The following is a 25,339-nucleotide window of genomic DNA, read 5'->3' as shown; positions in this document are numbered from 1 at the left end:
TCCTATCTGCGCCCCGGCCGAAGTCTCGGATCTACAAATCCATATAAAATATCGACCGCAAGATTAACAAACACATATAGACATGTGACAAACAAAACAACTCCCTGTATCACAAACACATCTCTCCGGTTGATAGATCCAATTGTCAGCATTCCAAGTCCCGGAATATTAAAGAGCGTTTCCGTCACAATCGTTCCAGTGATCAGACTGCCAAAAGACTGTCCAACCGCCGTAAGGATAGCCGGAGCTGCATTTTTCAGTCCATATTTCATGATGACTGCCCACTCTTTCAATCCTTTCGCTCTGCCGGTATGGATATAATTTTTATAAAGTACATCCAAAAGCGCCGCCCTTGTCATTCTTGTAATGTAAGCAGCTTGCACAATTCCAAGTGACAATGCCGGAACAAACAGATATTTCAAATGTTCCCCCAGACCTTCCGACAGCACCGCATAGCCTGCAACCGGAAACCACTGATTATATACACTGAGAAATAACATCAGAAACATACTCAGCAAAAACCCCGGAAGTGCCACCCCTAGCAGCGAAACAGATACTGCTGTCAAATCAAATGCGGTTCCTCTTTTGTATGCTGCAATAATTCCCATTGGCACTGCAAGTACAATAGCAATGACCTGCGCAAAAATAGCAAGGCTTAATGTAGGTGGAAAATATTCCCGGATTGACTCCAGCACAGACTGGTGCAGAAAATAAGACTCCCCCCAGTTTCCCTGCAGTACATTGCCAAACCAGTCCACATACTGTACAAGGAACGGCCGATCAAATCCTAGTTCCGTATTCAATTCTGCAATCTGCTCCGGTGTAGCTTCCATCCCAAGTAGCGCTGTCGCCGGTCCTCCCGGAATCATATAGACGACGAGAAACGCCACGCAGGATACCACAAACAGCACCGGGAGCAAAGATAAAAATCGTTTCCATATATAAGATAACATTGTTTTTCCCTCTCCTTCACCGAAAAGCGGCGGAGTGCCTTTTTTTGCATCCCGCCGTCTTCTTTTTTTCTACTATTTTGTCGTTGTCGCATTCCAGTAAATCGGAAATCTCAAATATCCCACATCTTCTACCTCTGCACGCATCGCGCTGATTCCTGTGTAATGTCCAATAACCGTTGCTGCTCCGTATTCGTATAAGAATGTCTGCAAATCTGCCCATGCAGCAGAAGCATCTTCCGCATTTGCTGCAGAACGGATCTTCTCGATTCCTTCTGATACTTCCGGTCTGTCAAGCCCTGCCCATCCTTTATCTAGTACAGATAATTGGATTGGCAACATGTTATAGCTATTACTTGTAATAAACATAGAAAACTGCTTCGGATCTGCACGATGTTCCATGAATGTACTGAAGTCATAGCTTTCTACTTCCGCATTAATTCCAGCTTTCTTTAACTGTTCCTGAACAACAAGTGTTGCATTATACATTTCTTGATAATCTGGTGTTGTAACAAGCACAAGTTTTTCGTTATTGTATCCCGCTTTTTGAAGTAACTCTTTTGCTTTGTCTACATCATTCTGATTGTAATATTCTTTTCCCGCATCCGTTCCCCACTGTGCATCTGTTGGAATGCTCCAACTTGCATTTGCTTCAAAGAGGTCTGGATTTCCATAACTTGCAAGCAAAATATCTTCGCAATTTAATGCCGCCAAAACTGCTTGTCGCATATTGACATCTGCCATGATTCCTTCTGTTGTATTTAAGAACAGATTCAGTGTACCGCCGCGTTCTACACTCATTTCCAAATTTTTATCTTTGGAAAGTTCTTCATAGTTATCTGCTGGAATCTCTTCCGCAATATCATACTGTCCGCTCTGTACTCCGGCAATCCTTGTTGCAGTATCTGTCACAACGTCAAAGTAAAGTGTTTCTGTGGCAGCTTTCTTCTCCCCCGCAAGTCCGGTAGATACCTCTTCTGCCGGCTGATATGCTTCATTCTTCTCAAGCTTTACATACTGATCCTGCTTCCAATCTGCTACCTTATACGGACCAGTTCCAATATATTCCTTAATTCCCTCTGCTGTGGCTGTCTCTGCCACGTCTGCCGGATAGATTGCTGCAAACTGGATTGGACTTGCAAGAATCATGATGATATCTGAGGAAGCCTGATTCACTTTCAATGTCACTGTATAATCATCCACCTTCTCAAATACAGAGCCTCCGATCAATGTTTTTGCTTTTGCAGAAACTTCCAACCATCTGTTCATAGAAGCAACGACATCATCTGCCCTCATCTCTTCTCCATTGTGAAACTTTACACCCTCGCGAAGTTTGATCGTATAGACCGTTCCATCCTCACTGACTTCATAAGATTTTGCAAGCACTGGTGTCGGTTCATAATTTTCACTCATTGCAAACAACGGCTCATAAATATGAACTCCAAGCCCTCCTACAATATTGGAATTGATTGACTGAGGGTCAAGAGATGGTGGATTCGCAGAAATTGCAATATGCATTTCTGATTCTTTTGTTTCCTTCTTTTCTGCGGTTCCCTTATTCTCCTTTGCACCACCGCATCCTGTAAACAACAGCGACATACACATCGTTGCTGCCAGAAGACCTGCTATTACTTTTCTTTTCATAAACGTATTTCCTCCTAAATTTTTCCTTGAAAAATCTCTGTAACATCTTGATATCCGGCATCCTACCGGAACCATACCTATTTTAACGGAAGATTCTTTTTTCGTCTAATTGATTTTTTCTGCAAAAACTTATTGTTTATCGATTTTATCAATAGAAAAAAGTGATCAATCCTACCAACTGATCACTTTGCCTTTTTACCGGATAAACATCGCATCTCCAAAACTAAAGAAACGATATCTTTCTTTAATTGCTTCCTCGTATGCATTTAATACATGCTCTCTTCCTGCTAATGCCGAAACAAGCATAACAAGTGTGGACTCTGGCAGATGGAAGTTTGTAATCAGACAATCCAGTACTTTAAACTGATATCCCGGATAAATAAAAATATCCGTCCATCCACTCACTGGGGCGATCGTTCCATCTTCTTTTGCCGCAGACTCAATAGTGCGGCAGCTTGTAGTACCGACCGCAATGACTCTTTTGCCATTTGCTTTTGCAGTGTTAATCTTCTCTGCTGCCTCTTCCTCAATCTGATAGAACTCAGAATGCATATGGTGTTCTAAAATATTATCTACTTTCACCGGGCGGAATGTCCCTAGACCTACATGCAAGGTCACTCTCGCAATCTGCACTCCTTTTTCCTCAATCTTCTTTAACAGCTCCGGTGTAAAATGAAGTCCTGCTGTCGGCGCCGCTGCAGAACCGCTGTGTTTTGCATAAACCGTCTGGTATCGGTTCTTATCTTCCAACTGATGTGTGATGTACGGCGGAAGCGGCATCTGTCCAAGCCGGTCAAGGATTTCTTCAAAAATCCCTTCATATTCAAAATGGATCAGACGATTTCCTTCTTCTACAATATCCACCACTTCTCCGACTAACAATCCGTCCCCAAAGCTGATCCTTGTTCCGATCTTAGCCTTTTTCCCAGGTTTTACCAATGTCTCCCAGACATCGTTTTCCTTTCTCTTTAACAGCAATACTTCAATCTTTGCATCTGTTCCGATTTTGGAACCAATCAGCCTTGCCGGGATCACTTTTGTGTCATTGATCACAAGGCAATCCCCCGTCTCAAGATAATCTATGATTTCTCGGAACACATGATGTTCTGTCTTTCCCGTCTCCTTATCCAGTACAAGCAATCTGGAACTGGATCGATCCTCCAGCGGATCCTGCGCAATCAATTCCTCCGGTAAATCAAAATTAAAATCTTCTTTTCTCATCTTCCGTCTCCTTCACTTCTTGCCGTTCTTCTATCTTCTCATTCATTCTGTCTCCCTGCATCTGCCGGCAAACTTCTTTATCTTCTTTCTCCACGCTCTGTCTCTGCTCTGATCCTGCCCGCACAGCTGGATTCTGCATAGGATGATGTGGCATCCCATATGATCCCTGCGGTACTCCGCTATTGACAACTGTCACTTTCACTCGCTTCTCGTAAATCACGCGCGTACCACAAATCATATCATGCAATCCCCGCTTCTGTCCATCAATTCCTGCCATGATATATCCGATTCCCCCAAAAAAGCTGCACAGAAATCTTCCGATTGTTTCCCGGTAGATTACATTAAAAAGTGTAAGTTTCTCTCCCGTTTCCGAGACTACACGGAGATTCATCAGCTTTTTCCCAAGTGTTGTGCCGGTATAATACGTCAGCAAAATATAATACAACACTCCGCCAAGATACAGATAAATATCCTTGATCGTATACGAAAACAACACCCTATACTCCAAAAGTTCCGTCGGAAGGAACAGCGAAAGCAAAGCAAGCGGAATCCTTGCAAACAACAAGATTCCTCCAACTATTAGCATATCAATCAAGTGCGCCGCCATCCGGACAAAAAATCCTGCACATACAGCCGGCTCTCCGGCTTTATTGTAACTGTTCTGCATAATACATCAGCACCCCGCTTCCAAGATCCTCATTCCATTCCGTCAGCACTTCTGCCTCAGATTTTGGTTTGAGTGTCTCCAGTTTAGAAAACAAAGATGCGAGCGGAGACACTCCCTGCTCAGGTTCATAAAATGTTGTACATCCTGTTTCCTGTTCCATTGCTTCCTGCATTTCCTCATACAGACTGATCTCATCGATCAACCCATTTGCTTTTGCCTGTTTTGCGGTGTAAGTTCTCCCATCTGCAATTTCTCTGACAGTCTCTTCTGTCATCTTTCTTCCATCTGCAACAATTTCCACAAACCGATCAAAAGACTCATCAACAGAACTCTGGTAAATCGCAATCTGTTCCTCTGTCAGCTTACTCATATCTTTATTTTTTCCGCTAGTAATACTCACAGAGCGGATTCCCAGTTTCTCATACAGTCCACTCATATCGTATCCGGACATAATCACACCAATCGACCCTGTTGTCGTATTGGGATTCGCATAGATCTTATCGGATGGTGCAGAAATATAATACCCGCCAGACGCTGCATAATGCTCCATGTAAGTCCAAACCGGACGTCCGGTTTCTTCTTTATATGCTACTAATTTCCGGTATAGTTCCTCCGACTCATATACGGTTCCTCCCGGGGAATCAACTCGAAGTAAAATCCCCTGATTTTTCTCATCCTCCATCATCCGATCAATATAATCCAATGTGGTATCATGCTGATAGCCTGCCACAGTATCAAATATACCGTCGGAAGAAGTCTGTTCCTGAATCGTCCCTTCCACAGCAACAATTCCAATATATGGTTCTCCCGGAAGGGTTGTCGTATTTCCTCCTAACAGCGCATCCTCTGTCTTTTTTGCCGTATCCGCCAACATTCGCTCAGATAATGTATTTGTCAGCACACTGGAAACTCCTGTCACAATAAAAAGTCCTGCGGCAACAACCGCACCTATGATCTGTTTTTGATTCATCTTCTGTTCATCCTTTCTTGCCTTTCCCATTTCCTGCAACTGCTATTTCTTATTCTACCACAGGAAAAAAAGAAAGTCATCAAAAGTTGTTCATCAACAAAATAAACTATAATGTTGCATAAGAGTCACCCTTTTTTCTCCATTAGCAACGTATACCATCAACTAAAAAATACACCTTACTAAAAATCTCTCAGCAAGGTGTACTTTTCATAAATACTTTTATCTATTATTAATTTTCTTTTCTATTTGCTGTTTTCCTGTTTCTTTTTGAAACACAAAAACAAATCATAATAACGCCTCCCGATACTATCAGCAGCAAAATCAACCCGGTAACTACAACAGGGTCTCCTGTTTTTACCGACTCTCCCTTACTTGGTTTTTGAGCTGTTTGCCCATTCGGCTTTTCTCCATCCGGTTTTGGCTGTCCCGGTTTTGGTTGTTCTGGGTTTGGTTTTTCCGGGTTTGGCTGCTCTGGGTTCGGCTGTTCTGGGTTTGGCTGTTCTGGGTTCGGCTGTTCTGGGTTTGGCTGCTCTGGATTTGGCTGCTCTGGGTTCGGCTGTTCTGGGTTTGGCTGTTCTGGGTTTGGCTGCTCTGGATCTGGTTGTTCCGGAACAGATGCCAAAAATTCAGCAGCTCCAATATCAGGCTTTCCATCGGCAAGGCTGTTTCCAAAGAAATCTTTGTCATATCCAACCCCATTGATTTGCGGGAAGTTATTTCCCATCACATAGTCAATACTATTTCCATTTTTCGCCTGCTCAAAAAGATTTCTTGGAGACATACCTCTTCCGTCAACTAACTCTGTACCTCCAAAATGTTTCCATGCTTCGTCTACTGTAATTCCCTTGTCGATCAACACGGAAGTATCTTCCAATTTATATCCATCCAGCGCTCCAGAGGATCCGGTTACTGCTGTTTTACTCTCATTTACTTCCGGGCCGGTTCCAGGTGCTGTCAGACCTGCATCTTCCGCTTTCAATGGGTTATCATCCCCCTCAAACGCCTCTATCCCACCAGTATATGCATTATTATATAATTTCATATACGTTGTTAGATTTTGTGTTTCTCCTCCATAGAATTTCTGTCCTTCTGGGTAGTGGAACACATTATTAAATGCAAAGGTATCATTTACCCCTTGTCCAGCTCCTGTATTTGATAAGAAGAAGACTCCCCTCTCTAAAAGCTGATCTGAGTAAATTGTGTTGTTATAAATCATAGTTCCTTTTGGACATCCCTGTGCAAATTCAAATGTTTTATCACGGTCATTCTGACTGATATTGTAGCGCACTGTCGCTCCTGTATGCGGATACCCACCCATAATAAGCATAAATCCACCTTCGTTATTGTGGCTGTAATTATACTGCATAACCGAGTTTGAAGATGCATGGTCACAGTCTAATCCCTGACCATCCGTTGTTCCATGTGTCTCATATGCTTCATTATATTGCAACACTGTATTCGCTGCTTCAAATGGCCAGATACCAACATTATATCCTGTATTCTGATATCGACAATCTCTTACCAGGTTATGTTCAATCAATGCCCCATCTGTATCTCTGACTGTAATTCCATCTCCTCCGATTTTCTCCATATAGTTGTCTCTTACAACTACGTTGGTCGATGGATACCAGTTTACAGGGACACCCGGATCATTCTTTTCCCACTGGTTACACCACTGTGAACTGATCAACTTAATTCCAGATCTGTCCACTCTCTCAAATGTACATCCCGAAATTAAAATCTGATCATATTTGCTTGGAACTCCTGTTAATGTTCCATTTTGTATATTTGCTTTTACATCGAAGAAAATTCCACCATTCCACTTAGATTTAATATTTCCATTAATATCATGAATATAGCAATCTTCAATTCGAATATCTGAAGCGGTTCCAAAATCACGGATTGACACGTTAATTGCTCTTAACGCTTTTTCCTGATTGTTGCTTCCATTCAACTCAAAATTTTGATTATACTTTTGATCTAAGTTTGTAATTTCTAAGCGATTAATATGGATATACTGCTGATTATATAATGAAATTACATTTTCAACTTCTCCGTTTCCTTCCAGTCTTGGCAGTTCCCCTTCTCCGTAAGAACTGATTTCGATTGGCTGTTCTGCACTTCCCATTCCCTGAAATGCTAACTGTTCCCCACGGAATACACTTCCACATTTTAATAAAATACGATCACCCGGGACAAACAAATTATGTTCTTTAATTCTCCCTAATGTTCTCCACGCTTCTTTTTCCGATGTCCCGGCAGATTGATCGTTTCCACCTTCAGAGTCTACATAAAATGTTTTCGCTTCTCTTACCGTATCATCTTCAAACACAGCATTGACTCTCAGTTTTTCAAACTCTCCCGCCGGCATCACAAATTTATTATCTACAATCGAAAGGCTTTCCATTCCCTCCACCTGATATTCTTTGAAGCGATAGCCCGCTTTCGAAATCGTCTGGAGTGTAACCGTATCACCTTCTTTTGCTTCCGCAACATCTGAAACTGCTGTTCCGGCACGATGTTCCGAATCTTCCTGCCCATTATAAATTGTTACAACTTCAATAGGTTTCTTTTCGCAAATTTTCTCTACGAGCAGATTGTCAAATCCCATTGACGCTCCCTGTGTCATATTCCATAACTGAACTTTTGGTGTCATCCCACCCCAGTTGTTCTGCTCTGTATAAGCTACAAGTTCTTGACCATTTGCAGAAACTCTGACTTCGTTTTTTACTACTACCACTTCTATATGTGCATATTGCTCCGTCAACTGAAACGCTGCTTTTTTTAAAGGTACATTCTCTCCGTCAATTTTTCTCAACATCAAGCTTCCCTGAGAATTAATCACTACTACATAACGTTGTGTACTTTGTTCTCCACCACGAAAAGTAATCTGCATTGTACCCGGAGTTTGCGTAACTCTCCTTACATCCACAGAAATCCGATAGCCTTCCTGTGCCGAAACCTGACTCCAATCAATAGCTGGCTCATAGAAATTGCTTCCTTGTCCTTCCGGGATATCTACCACCAATTCTCCATTAGAAATGTGAACTCCTCCTGGAAGCGTAGCTCCTGGTTCTCCTCCAAAATCATCAAAAAAGACTTCATCTTTCCCTGGCTCTCTTGTTGTAAAATACGCCTTTACAACTACCGTAGGAAATTTTTCATTTAGTTGAAAACGGTTGTTATCGATTGTTACCAGATTATCTGTATTGGTATCATACCGTTGGAAGACATATCCATGATTTGCTTTTACAGTTAATGTCACCCACTCTCCGGAATGTCCTGACAATTTATCTGCTGTCAATGTTCCGCCAATATGTTCTTCATCTAATTTTCCGTCTGTATAAGTTTCTAGAACAACCTGACATTCTGTCGCTGCCGCCTGTTCCTCTGTTTGTACCATTTCTTCTTGTGGTACTATTTCTTCTGATTGAATTTCAACCTGTTCTTCTGTCACAATCTCCGACACATTTTGTTGTTCTTCTGCCGCAACCGCATACTCCAGCGAACCTCCAGCCAAAAGCGTTGCAGTCAAAATCATACACGAGATTCTCTTTTTCATATGTTTCATTTGCTTTCTCCTTAATTATTTTTTCATAAAATTCCAAACGTTAGACTCTGAAATCCTTTTTTGCAATTCTACTTCAAACTTATTTGCAATGTACTGTTCCAACACTGCTCCTGATACTTCCTCATAGGACAGATACCCTCCATCCTCCCGGCTTGTACAATACAGTTCTTTTTCTTCCCCCTGCGCTGTACTCCAGATAACTTTTCCTCCTTCCTCCAACAACAAAAGCCTGTTGACAAATTCCTCGTCGAATTCCATTTTTGCACGAATATTATTTTTGTCCAGTATCACAGATTCTTTATAAATCTCTCTTCCATCCTGCCGCACTGTGTATTCCGCACAAACCGTATCCACTTCTTTGAAATTTTCCTGATGAGTCTTGTAAAATTCATACAACTCTTTTTTCTCAACACGTTTCATCATGTGGTCCTTTAATCTTCTTTCATACTCTCCGAGTTGCCGCTTATAATATTGCATTGGCGTAAACTCTACCGGACCATATAAAGGTTCTCCTTTCTGCTTTATCTCTTTCCTTTCTTTATTTTCAGTTTTCAAAGACTTTTGAAACGTCTCATAAGAAAACTCATCAGCCAGTCCTTCCTTTGCTGCCCAGTTAAAAATGACCCTTGACCGTATTGCCCTATCTATATCATGATTGTGAAACCGTATCTCTTCCTGTGTAATACCTTTCCCATCCACAATCAATGGATATTCCATTGCGAGCAGATTCTTTATTAAAAAAAATCCAAAAAAGAGTAGGAGTACAATCCCTCCTATCACAACTTGCTTTTTTCTATTTAATTTCTTCCCTCTTATCGAAAACCGCTTCATGCTATCCCCTATCCGTTATTTTTTATTTTTTATAAATAACAAAACGTGTTTTTTCTTCTATTTTGTAATTTTTAGCTGTTTTGTGCTTATTAATTATTTTTATTTTATAATGAAAGTAGGTTCTTTAGCAAGAACATTTGCATTGCTATTTTACACAATATTTTCTTTTGATTTTTATGCATTTTCACTATGATTTGTTATACAATTTTTACATTTTTATTTTATTTATAATAATTTTTATCCCTATCAGGAAACACACAAAAAAAGGCAAAATCCATTACATTTTGCAACAGATTCTGCCTTCTATTGAAACACTATGAAATTTCTATTGAAAATATTTTTCTAAGACACTTTCTCAGAATAACATCCAATTTCTACTGTCTTAATTCAATTCCCATTTCTTCTAACGCTTTTAAGATTCTTGTCATTGCCGCTGTGACATCTGCTTCTTCCAGTGTCTTGTCTTTTGCACGGAATACGATAGAATATGCGACAGACTTAAATCCTGCTTTGATCTGCGCACCTTCGTAGAGGTCAAATAATTTGTAGCTCTCTAAGTAAGCGCCACCTTTTTTCTCAATTACATCTTCCACCTGACCAACTAAGATTTCTTTTGGCATTACCATGCTAATATCTCTTGTCACTGCCGGGTATTTTGCGATTCCTTCGTATTTACGGTCAAAAGTAGCAAGCTCTACCACTTCCGGCATATCAATGACTGCCACATATGCTCTTGTTCCGATTCCATAAGTATCTGCAACATCCGGATGTACTTCTCCTAAGTATCCAACAACTTTTCCATCGTAAATGATGTTTGCCTGACGTCCTGGATGTAAGAACGGTTTTCCTGCATGCGGATCATATGTTTCTTTCTTGTGCATACCGATCTTTTCAAAGAATTCTTCCACAACACCTTTCATACTAAAGAAATCACCTTCTCCGTACATACCAAGCGTAAACTGCATACGCTCTTCCGGAAGTTCTGTAACCGGAACTTGTTTCGGAAGATAAATATTTCCAAGCTCATAGAGACGGACATCTTTATTTCTTCGGTTATAGTTTGTTGCGAGAGAAGTTAACATTCCATTTAAGGATGTAGTTCTCATAATGCTGTAATCTTCTCCGAGCGGATTCATAATCTCTACTGCTTCACGCAGTTTCGAATCTGCCGGAATCAATAATTTATCAAATACTTTCGGGCTCTCGAAGGAATATGTCATTCCTTGGCTGAATCCACAGAACTCTGCAATGTTTCTTGCAACTTCCTCGATACGTAACTTGAAGGACAGTTTTCCTGTTGTCGCCTCTCCTTTCGGAAGTGTAGTTGGGATATTATCATATCCATAGAATCTTGCTACTTCTTCTGCAAGATCCGCAAGACGGAACAAATCATGACGGAAGGTCGGTGCGATCACTTCCTTTGTATCCTCATCGTATTCCAGACCGATTTTTGCAAAATAGCCCAACATTTCTTCCTCAGAAATGTCTGTTCCAAGCATCACATTGATTTTCTCTGCATCAAACGGAACTCGAACTGGTTCTTTTACTTTTCCGTATACATCCACAGTTCCTCCGACAACTTCTCCTGCTCCTAATTCCTCGATCAGCTGACATGCACGGTCGATTGCAGCTTTTGCATTGTTCGGATCTAATCCCTTTTCAAATTTTCCGGACGCATCTGTACGAAGTCCCACTTTTTTGCTGGATTTACGGATATTTGTTCCATCAAAACATGCTGCCTCGAACAACATAGTCTGCACATCATCTGTGATCATCGTATTTTCTCCGCCCATGATTCCGGCGATTCCAACAGATTTCTCTCCATCACAGATCATCAGAACAGATTCATCCAACTCTCTCTGCTGCCCATCCAATGTCACAAACTTTTCTCCTGACTTGGCAGTCTTCACAACAATTTCTTTTCCTGCGATTTTTTCCAGATCATAAGCATGCATTGGCTGTCCGTACTCTTCCATCACATAGTTTGTGATATCAACTAAGTTGTTGATCGGGCGGATTCCAACTGATGCCAATCTTCTCTGCATCCATTTCGGAGACGGTCCCACTTTGACATTTTTTACAACTCTTGCGCAGTAACGCGGGCAGAGATCTGCATCTTCCACAGTTACTTTAATATAATCATTGACATCCTCACTGTTTCCAGTCTCTGTCACAACCGGTGGATGGAATTCTTTTCCAAAGGTAGCTGCTGCTTCTCTTGCAATTCCAACTACACTAAAGCAGTCCACACGGTTTGATGTCACTTCATATTCAAATACGACATCATTTCTTCCAAGTGCCTCGATTGCACTGCTTCCTACAACAGCATCCTCCTCAAAAATGTAGATTCCATTTTCTGCTGCTTCCGGATACATGTCCTTTGTAGATCCAAGTTCCTCGATAGAACACATCATACCGAAGCTGTCTACCCCACGCAATTTTCCTTTTTTGATCTTGATTCCACCTGCAACCTGCTTTCCGTCATGGCTTCCCGCCACACGTCCGCCGTCCAATACAACCGGAATTTTTGCTCCTTCAAATACATTTTTTGCTCCCGTTACAATCTGTACGGTTTCTGATCCGACATTTACCTGGCATACAACAAGTTTATCTGCATCCGGGTGTTTCTCGATCTTCTCAATCTGCCCAATCACGATTTTTTCCAAATCTGCATCAAGCATTTCATATCCTTCTACCTTTGTTCCGGAAAGTGTCATCGCATCCGTATATTCCTGCGCTGTGACATCCAGATCTGGTACATATGCTTTTATCCATGATAATGATGTATTCATGTTTCTATTCCTTTCTCACTTCGATATTTCTGTCTTTCTCACTTTTCCATTTTCCTGAAAACTGACTTTCCGGAGAATTGTGCCTTCCTCTCTGCACATGCTTCTCCGCCTTTTTCTGATGAGTTCCAATCTGTTTTAGAACTGTTTTAAGAAACGGATGTCATTTTCATAGAGCAAACGCATGTCGTCAATCTCATATTTTAACAGCGCGATACGCTCCAGACCGACACCGAATGCAAATCCATTGTACTCTTCCGGATCAATTCCGCACATCTCCAATACATGTGGATGAACCATACCACATCCTAAGATCTCAATCCAACCGGAGCCTTTACAGAAACGACATCCCTTTCCGCCACATTTGAAGCATGTCACATCCACCTCAGCGCTCGGCTCTGTGAATGGGAAGTGATGCGGTCTGAATTTTGTCTTTGTCTCTGGTCCGAATAATTCTTTCGCAAATACTTCCAGTGTTCCTTTTAAGTCTGCAAAAGAAATATTTTTGTCGATCACAAGTCCTTCAATCTGGTGGAAAGACGGAGAGTGTGTCGCATCCACTTCATCTGAACGGAACACACGTCCCGGAGCGATCATACGGATCGGAAGTTCTCCCTTTTCCATCACACGCGCCTGTACCGGGGAAGTCTGTGTACGAAGTACGATATCTTTATTGATATAGAAAGTATCCTGCTCATCTTTTGCCGGATGATCTGCCGGAATATTCAACTTCTCAAAGTTGTATTCATCGTATTCTACTTCCGGTCCTTCCACAACCTCATATCCCATTCCAATAAAGATGCGTTCCACTTCTTCTAATGCGATCGTATTCGGATGACGGTGTCCGACCATATTTTTCTTCGATGGCAGTGTCACGTCAATGACTTCAGATTTTAACTGTTCCTCACGAAGTGCTCTTTCCATCTTTGTCTTTGTCTCTTCTAATAACTGTTCAATTGCCTCTCTCGTCTCATTGACAAGCTGTCCAACCTTCGGTCTGTCTTCCGGGGCAACATCTTTCATCCCTTTTAAAACTGCTGTCAGCTCTCCCTTTTTCCCAAGAAATCTGACTTTTACATCATTCAGTTTTTCCGGTGCATCAGCAGCCTGGATCAGTCTGACTGCTTCTTCTTGGATGCTCTGTAATTTTTCCTTCATCTTTTCTGATTCCTCCTAAATAAAAAAATCCCCGTCCCAAAAAGGGACGAGGTCTATCGCGGTACCACCCTAATTCCTGCTCATAAAAGTCAGGCTCTCGGACTGCGTAACGTGCAGATACGTCATCTTCTACTAAGTTCCGGGCATCAATCACCTGGAATCCTTTCCAAAATGCAGCTCCCGTGGGAAATTCGATCCCTATCTGAACTAAAGGAAACTTCCAGCCGATGATTTCCTCTCTCTGTTAGAAAATAGTTCTCTACTGACACGTTCAACGCCTTTGATTTATCAATAACTCATTTGATTGTCTGAATCACTTATTATTTTATCATAGGTTTTTGTGATGTCAAGTGGTATTTCATAAAACAGAATCTCAGAATGCAAGATACCTGCCGATTTACAGCCAAAGCCGCTTTCCATCTAAAGCTACATATTGTAATACATCATCCGTATCGTAGACTAGTTTTAACGAAAAGAACGGACGATTTTCTTCCAGAAGCCGTAGGAAAATCTTATCACCTTCCCACAAATTCAAGTCATAAATCGCTGCTTTTTCTACCCATTCCAGCTCCCCTTCATCACAGGAAATCTGTGTCCCCTCAAAACCGTCTGCCGTGAAAAGAGACATATATTCGATCGTGTCTTCTCCGTATACAAAAGTTACAATTCCCCGGTACTGCCATGAAGTCAGTGTGTACCCGGTTTCTTCTTTGACTTCTCTTAAAAGGCACTCTTCTGGACTTTCATTTTTCTCGAAATGCCCGCCAACACCGATCCACTTATCCCGATTGACGTCATTTTCCTTTACTGTACGATGTAACATCAGATATTTTCCGTCTTTTTCCATGTAACACAATGTGCTTAATTCTTTCATCTTGAATCTCCCTTTTCCAAAATCACTCTCTTCTAAAAAAATTTAACAAATGTATTGGCTTTTTTCCACTGTATCTGCCATCTTCCTACATAGATGTGAAAAAATCTTCTGCAAGCATCTCGTTTACTTCGCCGCCAAGCAGCATAATATACATACATGCATACAGCCAAAGCATGATCAGCATGATTGTCGTCATACTTCCATACATCGTAGAAAATCCGGTAAAAATATTGACGTATGCTGAAAAGATATAAGAAGCTGCCGCCCATCCGATTGCAGTCAGAAATGCTCCCGGAAACTGTCTGATAAATTTTGTTTTCTTATTTGGAAGAAAATGATAGATTGTCATAGAAAACACCGTCAATACTACAATCGATGCCACTGCACGGATATTGATGATCAGATCTATGATTCCCTTCATAAAAGGATAGTGATTGACAATAAAAATGCTCAACCGATCACCAAAACCAAGTATAACAAGGGAAAGCACGATCGCAATAATAAATAGTACTGTGTAAAATGCTGCACGCAGGCGCAGGTAAATATAATTTCTCGTTTCCTTACTTCCATAGACACTGTTAAGCCCCGCACTCATTGCAAGAACTCCTCTTCCTGCAGACCAGATTGCTACAAGCCCAGTCAGAGAGATCATCGCCTGAGATTGATTGTACACCTGATTGACAATAGAAACAATCATCGGGTAGATGGTCTTCGGAAGTACATGCGTCACCGCACGTATAACGTCTGCTTTCGTCACTGGTGTATACTGTACCAGAGCAAGAAGCAGCATGATAAAAGGAATCATTGACAGCACTATAAAAAAGGCTGACTGTGCAGCATATGCACCTGTATGATTCTCTGAAATCCTATTCATAATCCGGTTCAATAACCGGTATTTTTTCATTATCGTTTCTTTCATCGGACTTCTCCTTATTTTTTCTAACACACAATCTTACCATGCTTTTCTCTCAAAATGCAATCTGTTTTTTATACAGTCTGTATTTTTATATGGCACTGTGATATAGTATCCTGAATACCGGCTGGTTTGCTTTTCGTAAATTTCACCGTACTTCTACATCGTGATAAAATGTTGTCAGAATCTCGAGATAATTCTTTCCTTTTTTTGCCATCTCGTTTGCACCATTCTGGCTCATTCCGATGCCATGTCCGAACCCGCCACCGTCCAGTACATAATTGCCGTCCTGATACTCCACAGTAAAAAATGCACTCGGAAGCAGTGCCATACTATCTATCACTGTCCCATCCTGCTTCTCAATCGTATACCCATTTCCGCCAAGCGCCGTCCGTATCTTATTTTCCGTATCAACAGTCACACTTCCCAACTCCCCAGTCACCACAATCTGCTGTGCCACACCACCGGGACCGTATTTTGTCACTTCCATCGAAGTTACATTTCCGATATTGGTCTGTGTATTTAGATTGATCATATTTGTCAGTACATTTGTCGGAATGACCGCCCGCCATCGATACCATGGAAGGTCTGCTTCGTAATCGCGCTCTGCATCTTTGATCTCTGCACTCTGTAGATACCCTTTCTCCGGCGAAGCATTTCCCCACGCCTCCGCCGTTGTCGTCTTTCCGCAGGAGGTAGAAAAATAATAAGCCGTGATCACTTGATCTTGATACCATAATTTTTGTCCTCTTGTCTCATCCACCGCTCGGTTTGTGCTCGCCTGCTCTCCAGAATTGCCATATACCTGGAAGGCAGTGCTGTCATCAATATGTGCCTGATATTCCGGATAGCCAAACCCCTGTGTCTGCTTATATGCGTAGCTGCGCGCACAGACCGCCTGCACTTTCAACGCTTCCGGCTCATAGGATGCAGGCATTTCTGACGGCACAACCCCATATAAGTACTGTTCCATTGAGAGTTCATTGACGATCACAACTCCTTCCGCTGTCTGAAACAATTCGATTTTCCCACGATAATTTGGAACACCGCATCCTCGGTTCAATGTGACAACCGCGATCAAATCTCCTTCTTCTTTCGGCTCAATATGTATCGTTCCCTTTGCAAACATTGCATCATCCGGACAGATTGTGACCACTTCTCCTGGAGCGCTCTCGCGCACTTCATCTCCACTTTGGATTTTCAGACCGCCTGCTGCCTGAAATCCCGCTTCGGGATGTGCCACATTTGCAAATCCATCTGTCTTTAATACCACACGGACAACGGAATCTTCCACTTCTTTTTCGGTTCCTTTTCCCTTACTTTTCTTTTCTTCCTCTGTCACGTTTGAATTTCTGTCCTTTTTCACCTCTTTCTGCTGATTGTTAGAAATACTTTTCATCAGACAGGCAAAAACAGATAACCCCAACAGAAGTGCCAACATATGATATTTATATTTTTCTATCCATTTCATCTTTATTTTCACTCTTTCTCATACAAAAATGGCAGCCGCTTTCACGACTGCCTTTCTCTTTTGTAAGCTTTCCCCGGAGGTGCCGTTTTCTGTCTTTTGACTCCTAGCATTCCGCTAGGTGGGCAACCGCATCTGCTTTTCTGTCTTCCACTGCTTCGATCGGTGGCCTGACATATTACAGAGATATAAGAATCCCGTTTAAAGTATTGTAGGTTCAAAATAACAGAATTGTCGAACATCCCAGGTATTTCTCTTTTGTTCTAGGTACATTATACATGATGTCTTTCAAGATTTCAACTGCTTCTTACTTAGATTTTTTTCAGTTTTCATTTTGTTTTTACAAAAAGTACCTTTTACAAAAAACATTTTGTAAAATAAAACAAAATCTTTTCCCGGAAAGTCAATTTTTCCGCAATCAATCTGCACACGTTCCGATATGTTCTGCAGAGTTCTCTTTCTTCTTTAGCAGAAATGGTGTCCCCGCTATACCACGCTTTAAGCGCTGTCTGCTGTGCCGCTTTTATCTGCACTTCCATTTTATCACAGACTTTTTTCGCCTCCTGCCCGAATTCATCCCCGAGGCAGTCATTCTCTGCCATCCCGGCAAACCGGAGTACTTCATAGAGACTGGAAAAGATCGTCTGTGCTTTCTCATTTCTGTTCTTTGCAAATATCCCCTGGCGCTGCTGCACCTTGTAAAAGCGCCATGCGCCAAAACTTATGATACTCATCAGCATAAACAACAGAAGCTGTTTTATTCGTTTTATCAACAAATTACTCTTCGTTCCATTGTCTTCTTTTTCTACATCCACATTTGTTGCAGCATTTTTTTCTGTACCTTGCTGCTGATTTTCCACATTTTTATCATTCGCTTCTTTTGTCCCGGTCTCATGTTCTTTTGGAATATTGGATTCTGCCATCTGGCTGTCAGAACTGACTCTCTGCGAATCCTCACCAGATACTTCCGGGGAAACATTTTCCAAATCTGTCCCATGCGCTTTTGATGTATCGTCTCTTCCGTAAGTTGGTGTCAGCTCCACTGGAATCCAGATTCCGTCACCCGTGTAAATTTCTGTCCATGCATGGGCATCTGCCCCGGTTACAGTCACCTGATAAGTTCCATCATCGGAAGTTTTCCACTGCTCCTTACCTATCAGGTATCCGGAAACAAATCGCGCCGGAATATCATGACTGCGGAAGAGTAATGTTGCCGCCGTCGCATAATGCGCACAATATCCTTTTTTGTTCTCAAACAGAAAATATTCTACATATTCTTTTCCCCACGGAACCTTTCCCGGTGACAGACTATAACTTGTATGCGCGCCCAGCCATTGCTCCATCGCTGCTGAAATTTCAAAGAGAGTTTCACCCTCCAGTGGGATCTGCTGCAGTTTTTTCTTTTGTTCTGCATCAATCTTAAGATACTGTTTGCTGACAAACAAATCATACTCTGACGTTTTTCTAAGAATCTCCTCACACTTTTTTCCGGTGCGTTCCTGCCAGTCAGCCTCTGATAGTTCGCAAAAAGAAGTCGTATACGTCGTTTTCCCGGTTCCTTTCACATAGGTATCCCCCCATACTTCCTGCTCATTTCTGATCTTGCTCCCATACGGAAGATATTCATATGCCTTCTCTGTATCCTCATACTCCACAGACAGCTTTTTTTCATCCTTCTTTTCCTTCAGCCAGCGATAGACATCCCCTTTTCTCTCTTCCAGTGCCTCTCGCCTTCCAAGCTGATCTCTCGCACTGCTCTCCAGTCTTTCCCACTGTTTTCTATTGTAATCTGCTCCAATATATCCATACAAATACAGATCCGTCTGTGGTTTTTCCCCGACTGTCACTTTCAGCTGGGGCTCTTTTCCCGGTTCCAGCCGATCCGCCGCAGATAAGTCTCCATTTCCAATACCTCCTGCTGCAATATCTGTCCTCACATTCTCTCTGGTACTTCTTCGGATATCCTGCCACAGTTCTTCTAATACGAGTTTTTGTTTTGGACTGTCCGGCAGAAAAATTGTTTGTAACAACAGTTCCAGAATACACGCACCTCCCACAAATGCAATCGCTGCGATTCCGATCAGCATTCCGTTTGCCGTTCCGAAAAATTTTATCTTCCTTTGTTTTCCCGGCAGCGCAGTCTGCATTGCCAGAAGTCCCATGATTCCTATCAGCAACTCCCACACCGTACGATTTTCTGGAACTCTTCCAACCAGGAATGGCGCGAGAAAACCAAATGCAAACAACACTGCCAAAAGTATTCTGCCCTTCTTTTGTAAAAATCCTCCAACAAGAAGACCACTCACAAGGACCCCCGCCGCAAGGATTGCTGTCTGCTCGGTAGAAATTCCCCCTGTCTTCACATACTTCACAGCGTCCCATGAGAACTGATAATACGCATTGACCGCCTCCGTCATTCGCTCCATACTGCGACAAATCCCCTCACAGATTTCCTTCCTTCTCCAAAGTCCGATCCATACAAACAGTCCCACTGCCGCTGGAAACAGATATTTTCTGTGCCGTTTCCAGCCAAACGCAATGCCCCAGATCACAGAGGAGAGTACAATCCAGATGAAAATCATTTTTTGATCATATGGAATCTGAAACGCATCTGCGATTCCATGCAACATGCCAAGCGTCCCTACTGCTCCATAGAACACACTCCACGCTGTTTCCATCTTGCACCCCTCCCTCATACTTCCAACACACACTGTCTTAGCCACTCCTGACTTTCTATCAGATGATCTGCAAAAATCTGTTCCTCATTTTTGAAAAAACCGCCTTCTCCTCGCCAAGAAAGTATCGTATGATACAACTCCTGTGGATAAATGCTCCTGTAACTTTCTGTAAGGCTCTCTTGTGACGATTTTCCTGCTCCCCATGTTTCAAGAAATCGGATTGCAAACAAATAAACATCTTCTTCTGTAAAAATCCTCGCCCGCTCTAGTTCCCCATTCTCCATGATCCAGCTCACTACATGGCTGCATCCCGCATCCAAAAGACTTCTTACAAGTGATACCGCTGTCTGCAGATACCTGCTGATCTCTGCGGCGCTTTGTCCCCCTTCTTTCCACACAGGTTCCAATAAAAGCAGCACCGCTGTTCCAACAGGTCTTCCAAATTCTTTCACATACCATTCTCCCTTCCTTGCACTAAGTTTCCAATGGATGCGTGCCATCCGGTCACCCGGCTGATAGTCCCGCAATGCAAAAAGTTCCGACGGATCATCGCCGCTCACCTCTTCTGAAAATCGCTCACCTTCCAGAGAAAAATTACTTGTTTGAACAGTTACCTCCGTCACAATCGGATATGTCTTTGGAAAAATCAATATTTCTGCTTTCTTTTTCATTCGTTTCCGAAATGACCAGATTCCCAACACATCATATACACGGCAGTCTACTAACTCTGCACATACTTTGCCCGAATATTTCTGCAAATGTTTGACAGCAATCTGTTTCTTTTCTTTTGCACGCACTGCAACCCACAGTCTTTCTTTCCTCTTCTTTTCCTCTCCCGCATACTGATAACTCAGATCTATCCGCAGCTTACATACTGGAATACACAGACGATTTCTGACAAATATCTGACTTTGTAGTGCTTCCCCCTCCTCCACAAACAGTTTCGTATGCTTCCACTCTGCCGACACACCACTCCACGAGATTCCTGCACTACAAAGCAAAAGAAGCAGAAACATTCCTTCAAATGCCAGGACAAAATTCCCAAGTTCCCAATGGTACAGCATATTCAAATATACCGTCACTGCCAGTATTCCCGCATAGACTATTTTTCCTCTCATCTGCCGTATCTCCTTTCCACGCACTGCCTTTGGTCTTTTATCCTCGATTCGGCAGCGGAGCCGAAACCTGACGGAGAATTTCCCAAAGCACCTCTTCCTTGTCCACTCTCTGCGCTCTCGCTTTTGCATTCAGAGAGATCCTATGCGCCGTCACCGCCAAAAACACATCTTGCACATCTTTCGGAGTACAGTATTCCCGCCCATGTAAAAATGCGGTCGCTTTCGCCATCTTCGCAAGAGCGATCGTTCCTCTGGGGCTGACACCATATGCAATCATAGGATGTTCCCTCGTCATCTGTATCAGACTTCCGATATACTGATAGACACGGTCATGGACGTAAATTTCCTCCACATATTCCTGCATCTGCTGAAGCATTGATGCAGAGATCACGGAATGCACCAACCGTTCCGATTGCCGTTTCTGATTCCCTTTTACAATTTCAATCTCATGGCGAATATCCGGGTATCCCATCGTCATACAGATCATAAAGCGATCCAACTGTGACTCCGGCAACATCTGTGTGCCGGTGGAACCCATCGGGTTCTCCGTCGCAATGACAAAAAATGGCTTCGGAACTTCCCGTGTGACCTGATCTACTGTGACTGTCCCTTCCTCCATCACTTCAAGAAGCGCCGACTGTGTCTTCGGCGATGTTCGATTCAGTTCATCTGCAAGAAATAAGTTACACATCACCGCTCCCGCCTGATAAACAAACTGATCCCTCTCCTTCTGGTACATTGAAAATCCGACAAGATCTGATGGAAGGATATCTGGTGTAAACTGTACCCGCTTCCAGTCCAGCCCCATACTTTTTGCAAGCGCAAGTGCCAATGTCGTCTTTCCTACTCCCGGAATATCTTCAATCAGAATATGTCCCCCTGCAAGAATCGCAGCAAGCGCCTTCCAGATACACTCATCCTTTCCGATTACTACTCTTTTTACTTCTTTTATTATCTCCTGCGCCAGTTCCATATACTGCATACGACCATCCCCCTGACCTTTCTTTTTAGTATAGCATTCCCCCACTATTTCTGCATCTTTTATCTTTTCTGCACCTTAAAATTTAACTTCTTCTTTATAAACAGTGTATAACACTTGACAACAGTTTGTATCTGTTATATACTGTTTGTAAAGAAAGGGGTACAAAATGAGAATTATTATAAATCATTCTTCAATGACACCTATCTACGAGCAAATTGTAGAACAAGTGAAAACATTGATTCGAAATGAAAAACTAAAAGAAAATGATAATCTTCCATCTGTCCGTTCACTTGCAAAAGAATTGAAAATAAGTGCTTTGACTGTAAAAAAAGCATACGACAATTTAGAAAGTGAAGGATTTACAGTGACCGTCCACGGAAAAGGAACATACGTTGCCGCAACAAATCCGGAACTTTTACTGGAAGAACAAAAAAAAGAATTAGAGGCTGACTTAGAGCAGGCCATTCAAAAAGGCAGGCGTTACGGCATCCGTGATGAAGATATCAAAAGCTTATTTGAACTGATTTTGGAGGGATAACTATGTTAAAAATTGAACACTTAAAAAAAAGCTATGAAAACTTTTCACTAGACTGCTCTCTGGAAGTAAAGCGAGGTCATGTCACTGGGCTGATCGGTCAAAATGGTGCCGGAAAAAGCACTACCTTTAAAGCCATTTTAGGATTGATTTCTTATGAACATGGTGATATCACAATCCTCGGAAAACCACTTGCTCAGTTTACAGCAAAAGATAAGCAAGATTTGGGAGTAGTCCTTTCTGATTCTGGTTTCAGCGGATATTTGACCATCAACGACATCCTCCCTATCATGGAAAACCTATATAAAAATTTTGACAAATCATTCTTCCTGGAACAAGTAGAAAAATTTCAACTTCCATGCGACAAAAAGATCAAGGATTTTTCAACAGGCATGAAAGCGAAAGTAAAAGTTTTAACCGCGATCTCACACCATGCAAAACTGTTAATTCTCGATGAGCCAACGGCAGGACTGGATGTGATAGCCAGAGATGAATTGCTGGAACTCTTAAGAGATTTTATGGCAAAAGAGGACGGAAACTCTATTTTAATCAGTTCTCATATTTCCAGCGATCTGGAGTCAATCTGCGATGATCTCTATATGATACATCAGGGGACGATCATCCTGCATGAGGACACCGATGTATTGTTAAGCGATTATGCACTGCTTAAAGTTGATGACGAAGCATATGCCGGACTGGATAAACAATATCTGCTGCGCTCCAAAAAGGAAAGTTACGGATATAGCTGCCTGACCAATCAAAAGCAGTATTACGCCGAAAACTATCCGCAAATCGCAATTGAAAAAGGAACTATAGACGAAGTAATCACAATGATGATCAGAGGTGCTGCATAATGAAAGGATTATTAATCAAAGATTTTAAATTAATGAAAGGACAGAAAAATTTCTTTTTGGCTATCGTCGCCATTGCTTTGGCAATGATCACACTATCGCCGGGAACTTCGTTTGCAATCGGCTTCTTAGGTTTTGTCGGCTCACTATTTTCATTGAGTTCTATCAGCTACGACGAATTTGACAACGGAAATGCTTTTCTGTTCTCTCTGCCGATCACACGCAAAGAGTATGTGTTAGAAAAATATACTTTTGGAGTCCTTTGTGGAATCGCTTCTTTATTTTTAGGAACACTCATCAGCTTTTTTTCCATCCTCATTACAGACAAAGGCAATCTGCGGGAAATGTTTCTGACCACATGTACTCTGCTTCCTGTCATCCTTTTGCTTCTGTCAATCATGCTTCCTTTCGTTTTAAAATTTGGCGGTGAAAAAGGAAGAATCGCTATCTTAGGTATGATGGGATTTCTATTTGTGGCCGGAATCCTTCTTACAAAAATAGCTGAATATATGAAAATAGATTTCTATCCACTTACAAAAAGACTTTCACAAATCGATCCGCGTGTTTATATTTTATTCTTTTTGTTTCTTGCAATCACTGCTTTGGCTGTCTCATGCCTTGTCAGCCAATCTATCCTGAACAAAAAAGAATTTTAAAAGTGAGGTGTGTTTATGGATCTGACTATTCTGGCAATTGGATTGCTTTTAGGTATCGGTATTCCTCTCAGAAACAGAGCAATCAAAAAACATCGTAAGAATAAGAAGAATACTGACAAAAATCACCTTTAACATTCATACAAAAGCCGTGAGCAGTCCCTCATACTATGAGCTCTTCTCACGGCTTTCTTACATTCGCTTTTCTTCTTCAAATTTTTTATCTCCACTTGTCAATGTAGCGATCCTTTCACCAGCCATTTCTAAATTTATTATAAAATTCGTGACGTTCCTGTATGGAAATGGTATTATATTTTTATATAATTTTGTCCGTGACCGGACACAATGGAGGAATGAAAATATGTTTACAAAAAAAGAACTTTACTGTGCCAACTGCGGCAGAAAAATTGATTTAAAATTCGGTCTTCCGGACTCCTGTACAAACTGCAAGATCCGATTTGAATTTCCAAAGATCACACAAAAACATGGGATCACCGGATTCCTTCTTCTGTTTGCCCTCTCTCTGGCTCCGATCTGGGCATTGATCGAACTAATCCGCCCGATGATGAATGCATCTCGTGCAATCAACATCGGAGTAACGATCCTTGCACTCTTCGGAGGGATTGTCTGGTTCAAGACAGTTCTGACACTTCTGAATCAGTACGGCTTTTATGTCTGCCGAAATATTGATCGACGCTAGCAGGCTTCCAGCTACTGCAAACATTATATTTCTGAAATTCCCAAGCATCACCGCATCACCGGGGCAAAGTGCAAACTGGCAGACATTCTGAAATTCTCCCCACTTTTATGCCGATTATGAACTCCAAGTCTCTATCCGCGGTGGCTGGAGCGTCATGCAGTATCCGTTTCTTACACTGAAAGCAATAAACAGATAAATGTAAATGGTTCATACTATTTTTTTCTATCTGATCGACACTCCCTATCGCTAAAGCAAGCAGTTTTACGACACATTAGATAACCGAGAAAGGAAGGTAACTATGAAACCTCTTATAATTGATTCCGAAATCACTTTAATTCCTTACTATCCAAACTATGATACTGCGCTTCCATGGTATCAAGATCTGGATGTATGCAGGCAGGTTGACAACATTGATTGTACCTATTCCCTTGAACGGCTGCAAAAAATGTATTCATTTCTCAGTACCCACGGAGACTGCTTCTATATCCAGTATCAGGGAACTCTTGTCGGCGATGTCACTCTCCGCAATGATCAGGAAGTATGCATTGTTGTATGCAAAGACTTTCAAAATAAGCGGATTGGAAGACGCTGTATCCTAAAAATGATTGAACTTGCAAAAGAAAAAAGAATGGATCAGATTATCGCAGAGATCTATCCTTTTAACACTCAGAGTCAGAAAATGTTTCTGTCTATCGGTTTTATAAAAACTGGAGAAGAGACTTATACATACCAGCTTTCATAATAACTTTAAGGAGCTGATCAAATT

General features: G+C 41.9%; 20 protein-coding genes, 1 other RNA gene and 1 other annotated feature. Of the genes, 5 read left to right on the top strand and 16 right to left on the bottom strand.

The features are described 5' to 3' along the window. Positions 1–2: 2 nt before the first annotated feature. The 16 genes from ACESPO_RS07660 to ACESPO_RS07585 all read right to left on the bottom strand — a co-directional run bounded on the left by ACESPO_RS07660 (position 3) and on the right by ACESPO_RS07585 (position 21,834). Positions 3–953, bottom strand: a complete 951-nt coding sequence (locus ACESPO_RS07660; RefSeq protein WP_117577698.1) for an ABC transporter permease — start codon at positions 951–953, stop codon at positions 3–5. 72 nt (positions 954–1,025) lie between these two features. Then, positions 1,026–2,594, bottom strand: a complete 1,569-nt coding sequence (locus ACESPO_RS07655) for an ABC transporter substrate-binding protein (RefSeq protein ID WP_499788656.1) — start codon at positions 2,592–2,594, stop codon at positions 1,026–1,028. 195 nt (positions 2,595–2,789) lie between these two features. Further along, positions 2,790–3,815, bottom strand: a complete 1,026-nt coding sequence (gene queA, locus ACESPO_RS07650; RefSeq protein ID WP_336305231.1) for a tRNA preQ1(34) S-adenosylmethionine ribosyltransferase-isomerase QueA — start codon at positions 3,813–3,815, stop codon at positions 2,790–2,792. Continuing rightward, entirely contained in the window at positions 3,796–4,482 is a 687-nt protein-coding gene (locus ACESPO_RS07645) for an RDD family protein (protein ID WP_336305230.1), read from the bottom strand. The genes queA and ACESPO_RS07645 overlap by 20 nt, the downstream gene beginning before the upstream one ends. Beyond that, on the bottom strand, positions 4,463–5,452 hold the full coding sequence (gene sppA, locus ACESPO_RS07640; RefSeq protein WP_117500538.1) for a signal peptide peptidase SppA: 990 nt from the start codon (positions 5,450–5,452) through the stop codon (positions 4,463–4,465). The genes ACESPO_RS07645 and sppA overlap by 20 nt, the downstream gene beginning before the upstream one ends. Positions 5,453–5,681: 229 nt before the next feature. After that, complete coding sequence (locus ACESPO_RS07635) at positions 5,682–9,023, bottom strand: InlB B-repeat-containing protein (RefSeq protein ID WP_336305229.1); 3,342 nt, start codon at positions 9,021–9,023, stop codon at positions 5,682–5,684. Between the two features lie 15 nt (positions 9,024–9,038). Beyond that, the gene (locus ACESPO_RS07630) at positions 9,039–9,740 is read right to left on the bottom strand and encodes a hypothetical protein (protein ID WP_499788655.1); all 702 of its coding nucleotides are present in this window, start codon (positions 9,738–9,740) and stop codon (positions 9,039–9,041) included. A gap of 488 nt (positions 9,741–10,228) precedes the next feature. Further along, positions 10,229–12,646 (bottom strand): phenylalanine--tRNA ligase subunit beta, encoded by a 2,418-nt coding sequence (pheT, locus tag ACESPO_RS07625; protein WP_499788654.1) that lies wholly within the window; start codon positions 12,644–12,646, stop codon positions 10,229–10,231. Between the two features lie 135 nt (positions 12,647–12,781). Next, complete coding sequence (gene pheS / locus ACESPO_RS07620) at positions 12,782–13,801, bottom strand: phenylalanine--tRNA ligase subunit alpha (protein WP_008975052.1); 1,020 nt, start codon at positions 13,799–13,801, stop codon at positions 12,782–12,784. Between the two features lie 39 nt (positions 13,802–13,840). Then, positions 13,841–14,085 (bottom strand) — a binding site (T-box leader). A 113-nt stretch (positions 14,086–14,198) separates the two neighbouring features. Then, complete coding sequence (locus ACESPO_RS07615; RefSeq protein WP_336305225.1) at positions 14,199–14,675, bottom strand: NUDIX hydrolase; 477 nt, start codon at positions 14,673–14,675, stop codon at positions 14,199–14,201. 85 nt (positions 14,676–14,760) lie between these two features. Further along, entirely contained in the window at positions 14,761–15,594 is an 834-nt protein-coding gene (locus ACESPO_RS07610) for a YihY/virulence factor BrkB family protein (protein WP_116441338.1), read from the bottom strand. A gap of 142 nt (positions 15,595–15,736) precedes the next feature. Next, positions 15,737–17,059, bottom strand: a complete 1,323-nt coding sequence (locus ACESPO_RS07605; protein ID WP_336305224.1) for a SpoIID/LytB domain-containing protein — start codon at positions 17,057–17,059, stop codon at positions 15,737–15,739. Between the two features lie 66 nt (positions 17,060–17,125). Further along, positions 17,126–17,309, bottom strand: a non-coding RNA gene (gene ssrS, locus ACESPO_RS07600) — 6S RNA. Between the two features lie 103 nt (positions 17,310–17,412). Beyond that, positions 17,413–19,734 (bottom strand): transglutaminaseTgpA domain-containing protein, encoded by a 2,322-nt coding sequence (locus ACESPO_RS07595; protein ID WP_499788653.1) that lies wholly within the window; start codon positions 19,732–19,734, stop codon positions 17,413–17,415. Between the two features lie 14 nt (positions 19,735–19,748). Then, complete coding sequence (locus tag ACESPO_RS07590) at positions 19,749–20,852, bottom strand: DUF58 domain-containing protein (RefSeq protein WP_499788652.1); 1,104 nt, start codon at positions 20,850–20,852, stop codon at positions 19,749–19,751. 37 nt (positions 20,853–20,889) lie between these two features. Next, on the bottom strand, positions 20,890–21,834 hold the full coding sequence (locus tag ACESPO_RS07585; RefSeq protein WP_499788651.1) for an AAA family ATPase: 945 nt from the start codon (positions 21,832–21,834) through the stop codon (positions 20,890–20,892). Between the two features lie 166 nt (positions 21,835–22,000). On the opposite strand from ACESPO_RS07585, the gene ACESPO_RS07580 reads away from it, so the two are divergent. The 5 genes from ACESPO_RS07580 to ACESPO_RS07560 all read left to right on the top strand — a co-directional run bounded on the left by ACESPO_RS07580 (position 22,001) and on the right by ACESPO_RS07560 (position 25,315). Continuing rightward, positions 22,001–22,372, top strand: coding sequence for a GntR family transcriptional regulator (locus ACESPO_RS07580; protein WP_009262289.1), 372 nt, complete (start codon positions 22,001–22,003; stop codon positions 22,370–22,372). Positions 22,373–22,374: 2 nt separating this feature from the next. After that, complete coding sequence (locus tag ACESPO_RS07575) at positions 22,375–23,223, top strand: ATP-binding cassette domain-containing protein (RefSeq protein ID WP_119987915.1); 849 nt, start codon at positions 22,375–22,377, stop codon at positions 23,221–23,223. Further along, on the top strand, positions 23,223–23,876 hold the full coding sequence (locus ACESPO_RS07570) for an ABC-2 transporter permease (RefSeq protein ID WP_119987912.1): 654 nt from the start codon (positions 23,223–23,225) through the stop codon (positions 23,874–23,876). The genes ACESPO_RS07575 and ACESPO_RS07570 overlap by 1 nt, the downstream gene beginning before the upstream one ends. A gap of 358 nt (positions 23,877–24,234) precedes the next feature. Next, on the top strand, positions 24,235–24,573 hold the full coding sequence (locus tag ACESPO_RS07565) for a hypothetical protein (RefSeq protein WP_009262293.1): 339 nt from the start codon (positions 24,235–24,237) through the stop codon (positions 24,571–24,573). 298 nt (positions 24,574–24,871) lie between these two features. Further along, complete coding sequence (locus tag ACESPO_RS07560) at positions 24,872–25,315, top strand: GNAT family N-acetyltransferase (RefSeq protein ID WP_499788650.1); 444 nt, start codon at positions 24,872–24,874, stop codon at positions 25,313–25,315. The last annotated feature ends 24 nt before the right edge of the window (positions 25,316–25,339 follow it).

Source organism: Coprococcus sp. HPP0074, from assembly GCF_964238105.1.
Lineage (GTDB): Bacteria > Bacillota > Clostridia > Lachnospirales > Lachnospiraceae > Faecalimonas > Faecalimonas umbilicata.
The sequence above is the reverse complement of the archived record's forward strand: the minus strand, read 5'-3'. Positions and strand labels throughout refer to the sequence as shown.

What these genes read in the sequence shown, in the direction of transcription:
- pheT (WP_499788654.1), bottom strand. Translation starts at nt 12,646, where the DNA reads ATGAATACATCATTATCATGGATAAAAGCATATGTACCAGATCTGGAT.
- ACESPO_RS07590 (WP_499788652.1), bottom strand. Translation starts at nt 20,852, where the DNA reads ATGAGAGGAAAAATAGTCTATGCGGGAATACTGGCAGTGACGGTATAT.
- ACESPO_RS07655 (WP_499788656.1), bottom strand. Translation starts at nt 2,594, where the DNA reads ATGAAAAGAAAAGTAATAGCAGGTCTTCTGGCAGCAACGATGTGTATG.
- ACESPO_RS07585 (WP_499788651.1), bottom strand. Translation starts at nt 21,834, where the DNA reads ATGCAGTATATGGAACTGGCGCAGGAGATAATAAAAGAAGTAAAAAGA.
- pheS (WP_008975052.1), bottom strand. Translation starts at nt 13,801, where the DNA reads ATGAAGGAAAAATTACAGAGCATCCAAGAAGAAGCAGTCAGACTGATC.
- ACESPO_RS07560 (WP_499788650.1), top strand. Translation starts at nt 24,872, where the DNA reads ATGAAACCTCTTATAATTGATTCCGAAATCACTTTAATTCCTTACTAT.
- sppA (WP_117500538.1), bottom strand. Translation starts at nt 5,452, where the DNA reads ATGAATCAAAAACAGATCATAGGTGCGGTTGTTGCCGCAGGACTTTTT.
- ACESPO_RS07630 (WP_499788655.1), bottom strand. Translation starts at nt 9,740, where the DNA reads ATGGAATATCCATTGATTGTGGATGGGAAAGGTATTACACAGGAAGAG.
- ACESPO_RS07610 (WP_116441338.1), bottom strand. Translation starts at nt 15,594, where the DNA reads ATGAAAGAAACGATAATGAAAAAATACCGGTTATTGAACCGGATTATG.
- ACESPO_RS07645 (WP_336305230.1), bottom strand. Translation starts at nt 4,482, where the DNA reads ATGCAGAACAGTTACAATAAAGCCGGAGAGCCGGCTGTATGTGCAGGA.
- ACESPO_RS07580 (WP_009262289.1), top strand. Translation starts at nt 22,001, where the DNA reads ATGAGAATTATTATAAATCATTCTTCAATGACACCTATCTACGAGCAA.
- queA (WP_336305231.1), bottom strand. Translation starts at nt 3,815, where the DNA reads ATGAGAAAAGAAGATTTTAATTTTGATTTACCGGAGGAATTGATTGCG.
- ACESPO_RS07595 (WP_499788653.1), bottom strand. Translation starts at nt 19,734, where the DNA reads ATGGAAACAGCGTGGAGTGTGTTCTATGGAGCAGTAGGGACGCTTGGC.
- ACESPO_RS07570 (WP_119987912.1), top strand. Translation starts at nt 23,223, where the DNA reads ATGAAAGGATTATTAATCAAAGATTTTAAATTAATGAAAGGACAGAAA.
- ACESPO_RS07575 (WP_119987915.1), top strand. Translation starts at nt 22,375, where the DNA reads ATGTTAAAAATTGAACACTTAAAAAAAAGCTATGAAAACTTTTCACTA.
- ACESPO_RS07565 (WP_009262293.1), top strand. Translation starts at nt 24,235, where the DNA reads ATGTTTACAAAAAAAGAACTTTACTGTGCCAACTGCGGCAGAAAAATT.
- ACESPO_RS07635 (WP_336305229.1), bottom strand. Translation starts at nt 9,023, where the DNA reads ATGAAACATATGAAAAAGAGAATCTCGTGTATGATTTTGACTGCAACG.
- ACESPO_RS07660 (WP_117577698.1), bottom strand. Translation starts at nt 953, where the DNA reads ATGTTATCTTATATATGGAAACGATTTTTATCTTTGCTCCCGGTGCTG.
- ACESPO_RS07615 (WP_336305225.1), bottom strand. Translation starts at nt 14,675, where the DNA reads ATGAAAGAATTAAGCACATTGTGTTACATGGAAAAAGACGGAAAATAT.
- ACESPO_RS07605 (WP_336305224.1), bottom strand. Translation starts at nt 17,059, where the DNA reads ATGAAATGGATAGAAAAATATAAATATCATATGTTGGCACTTCTGTTG.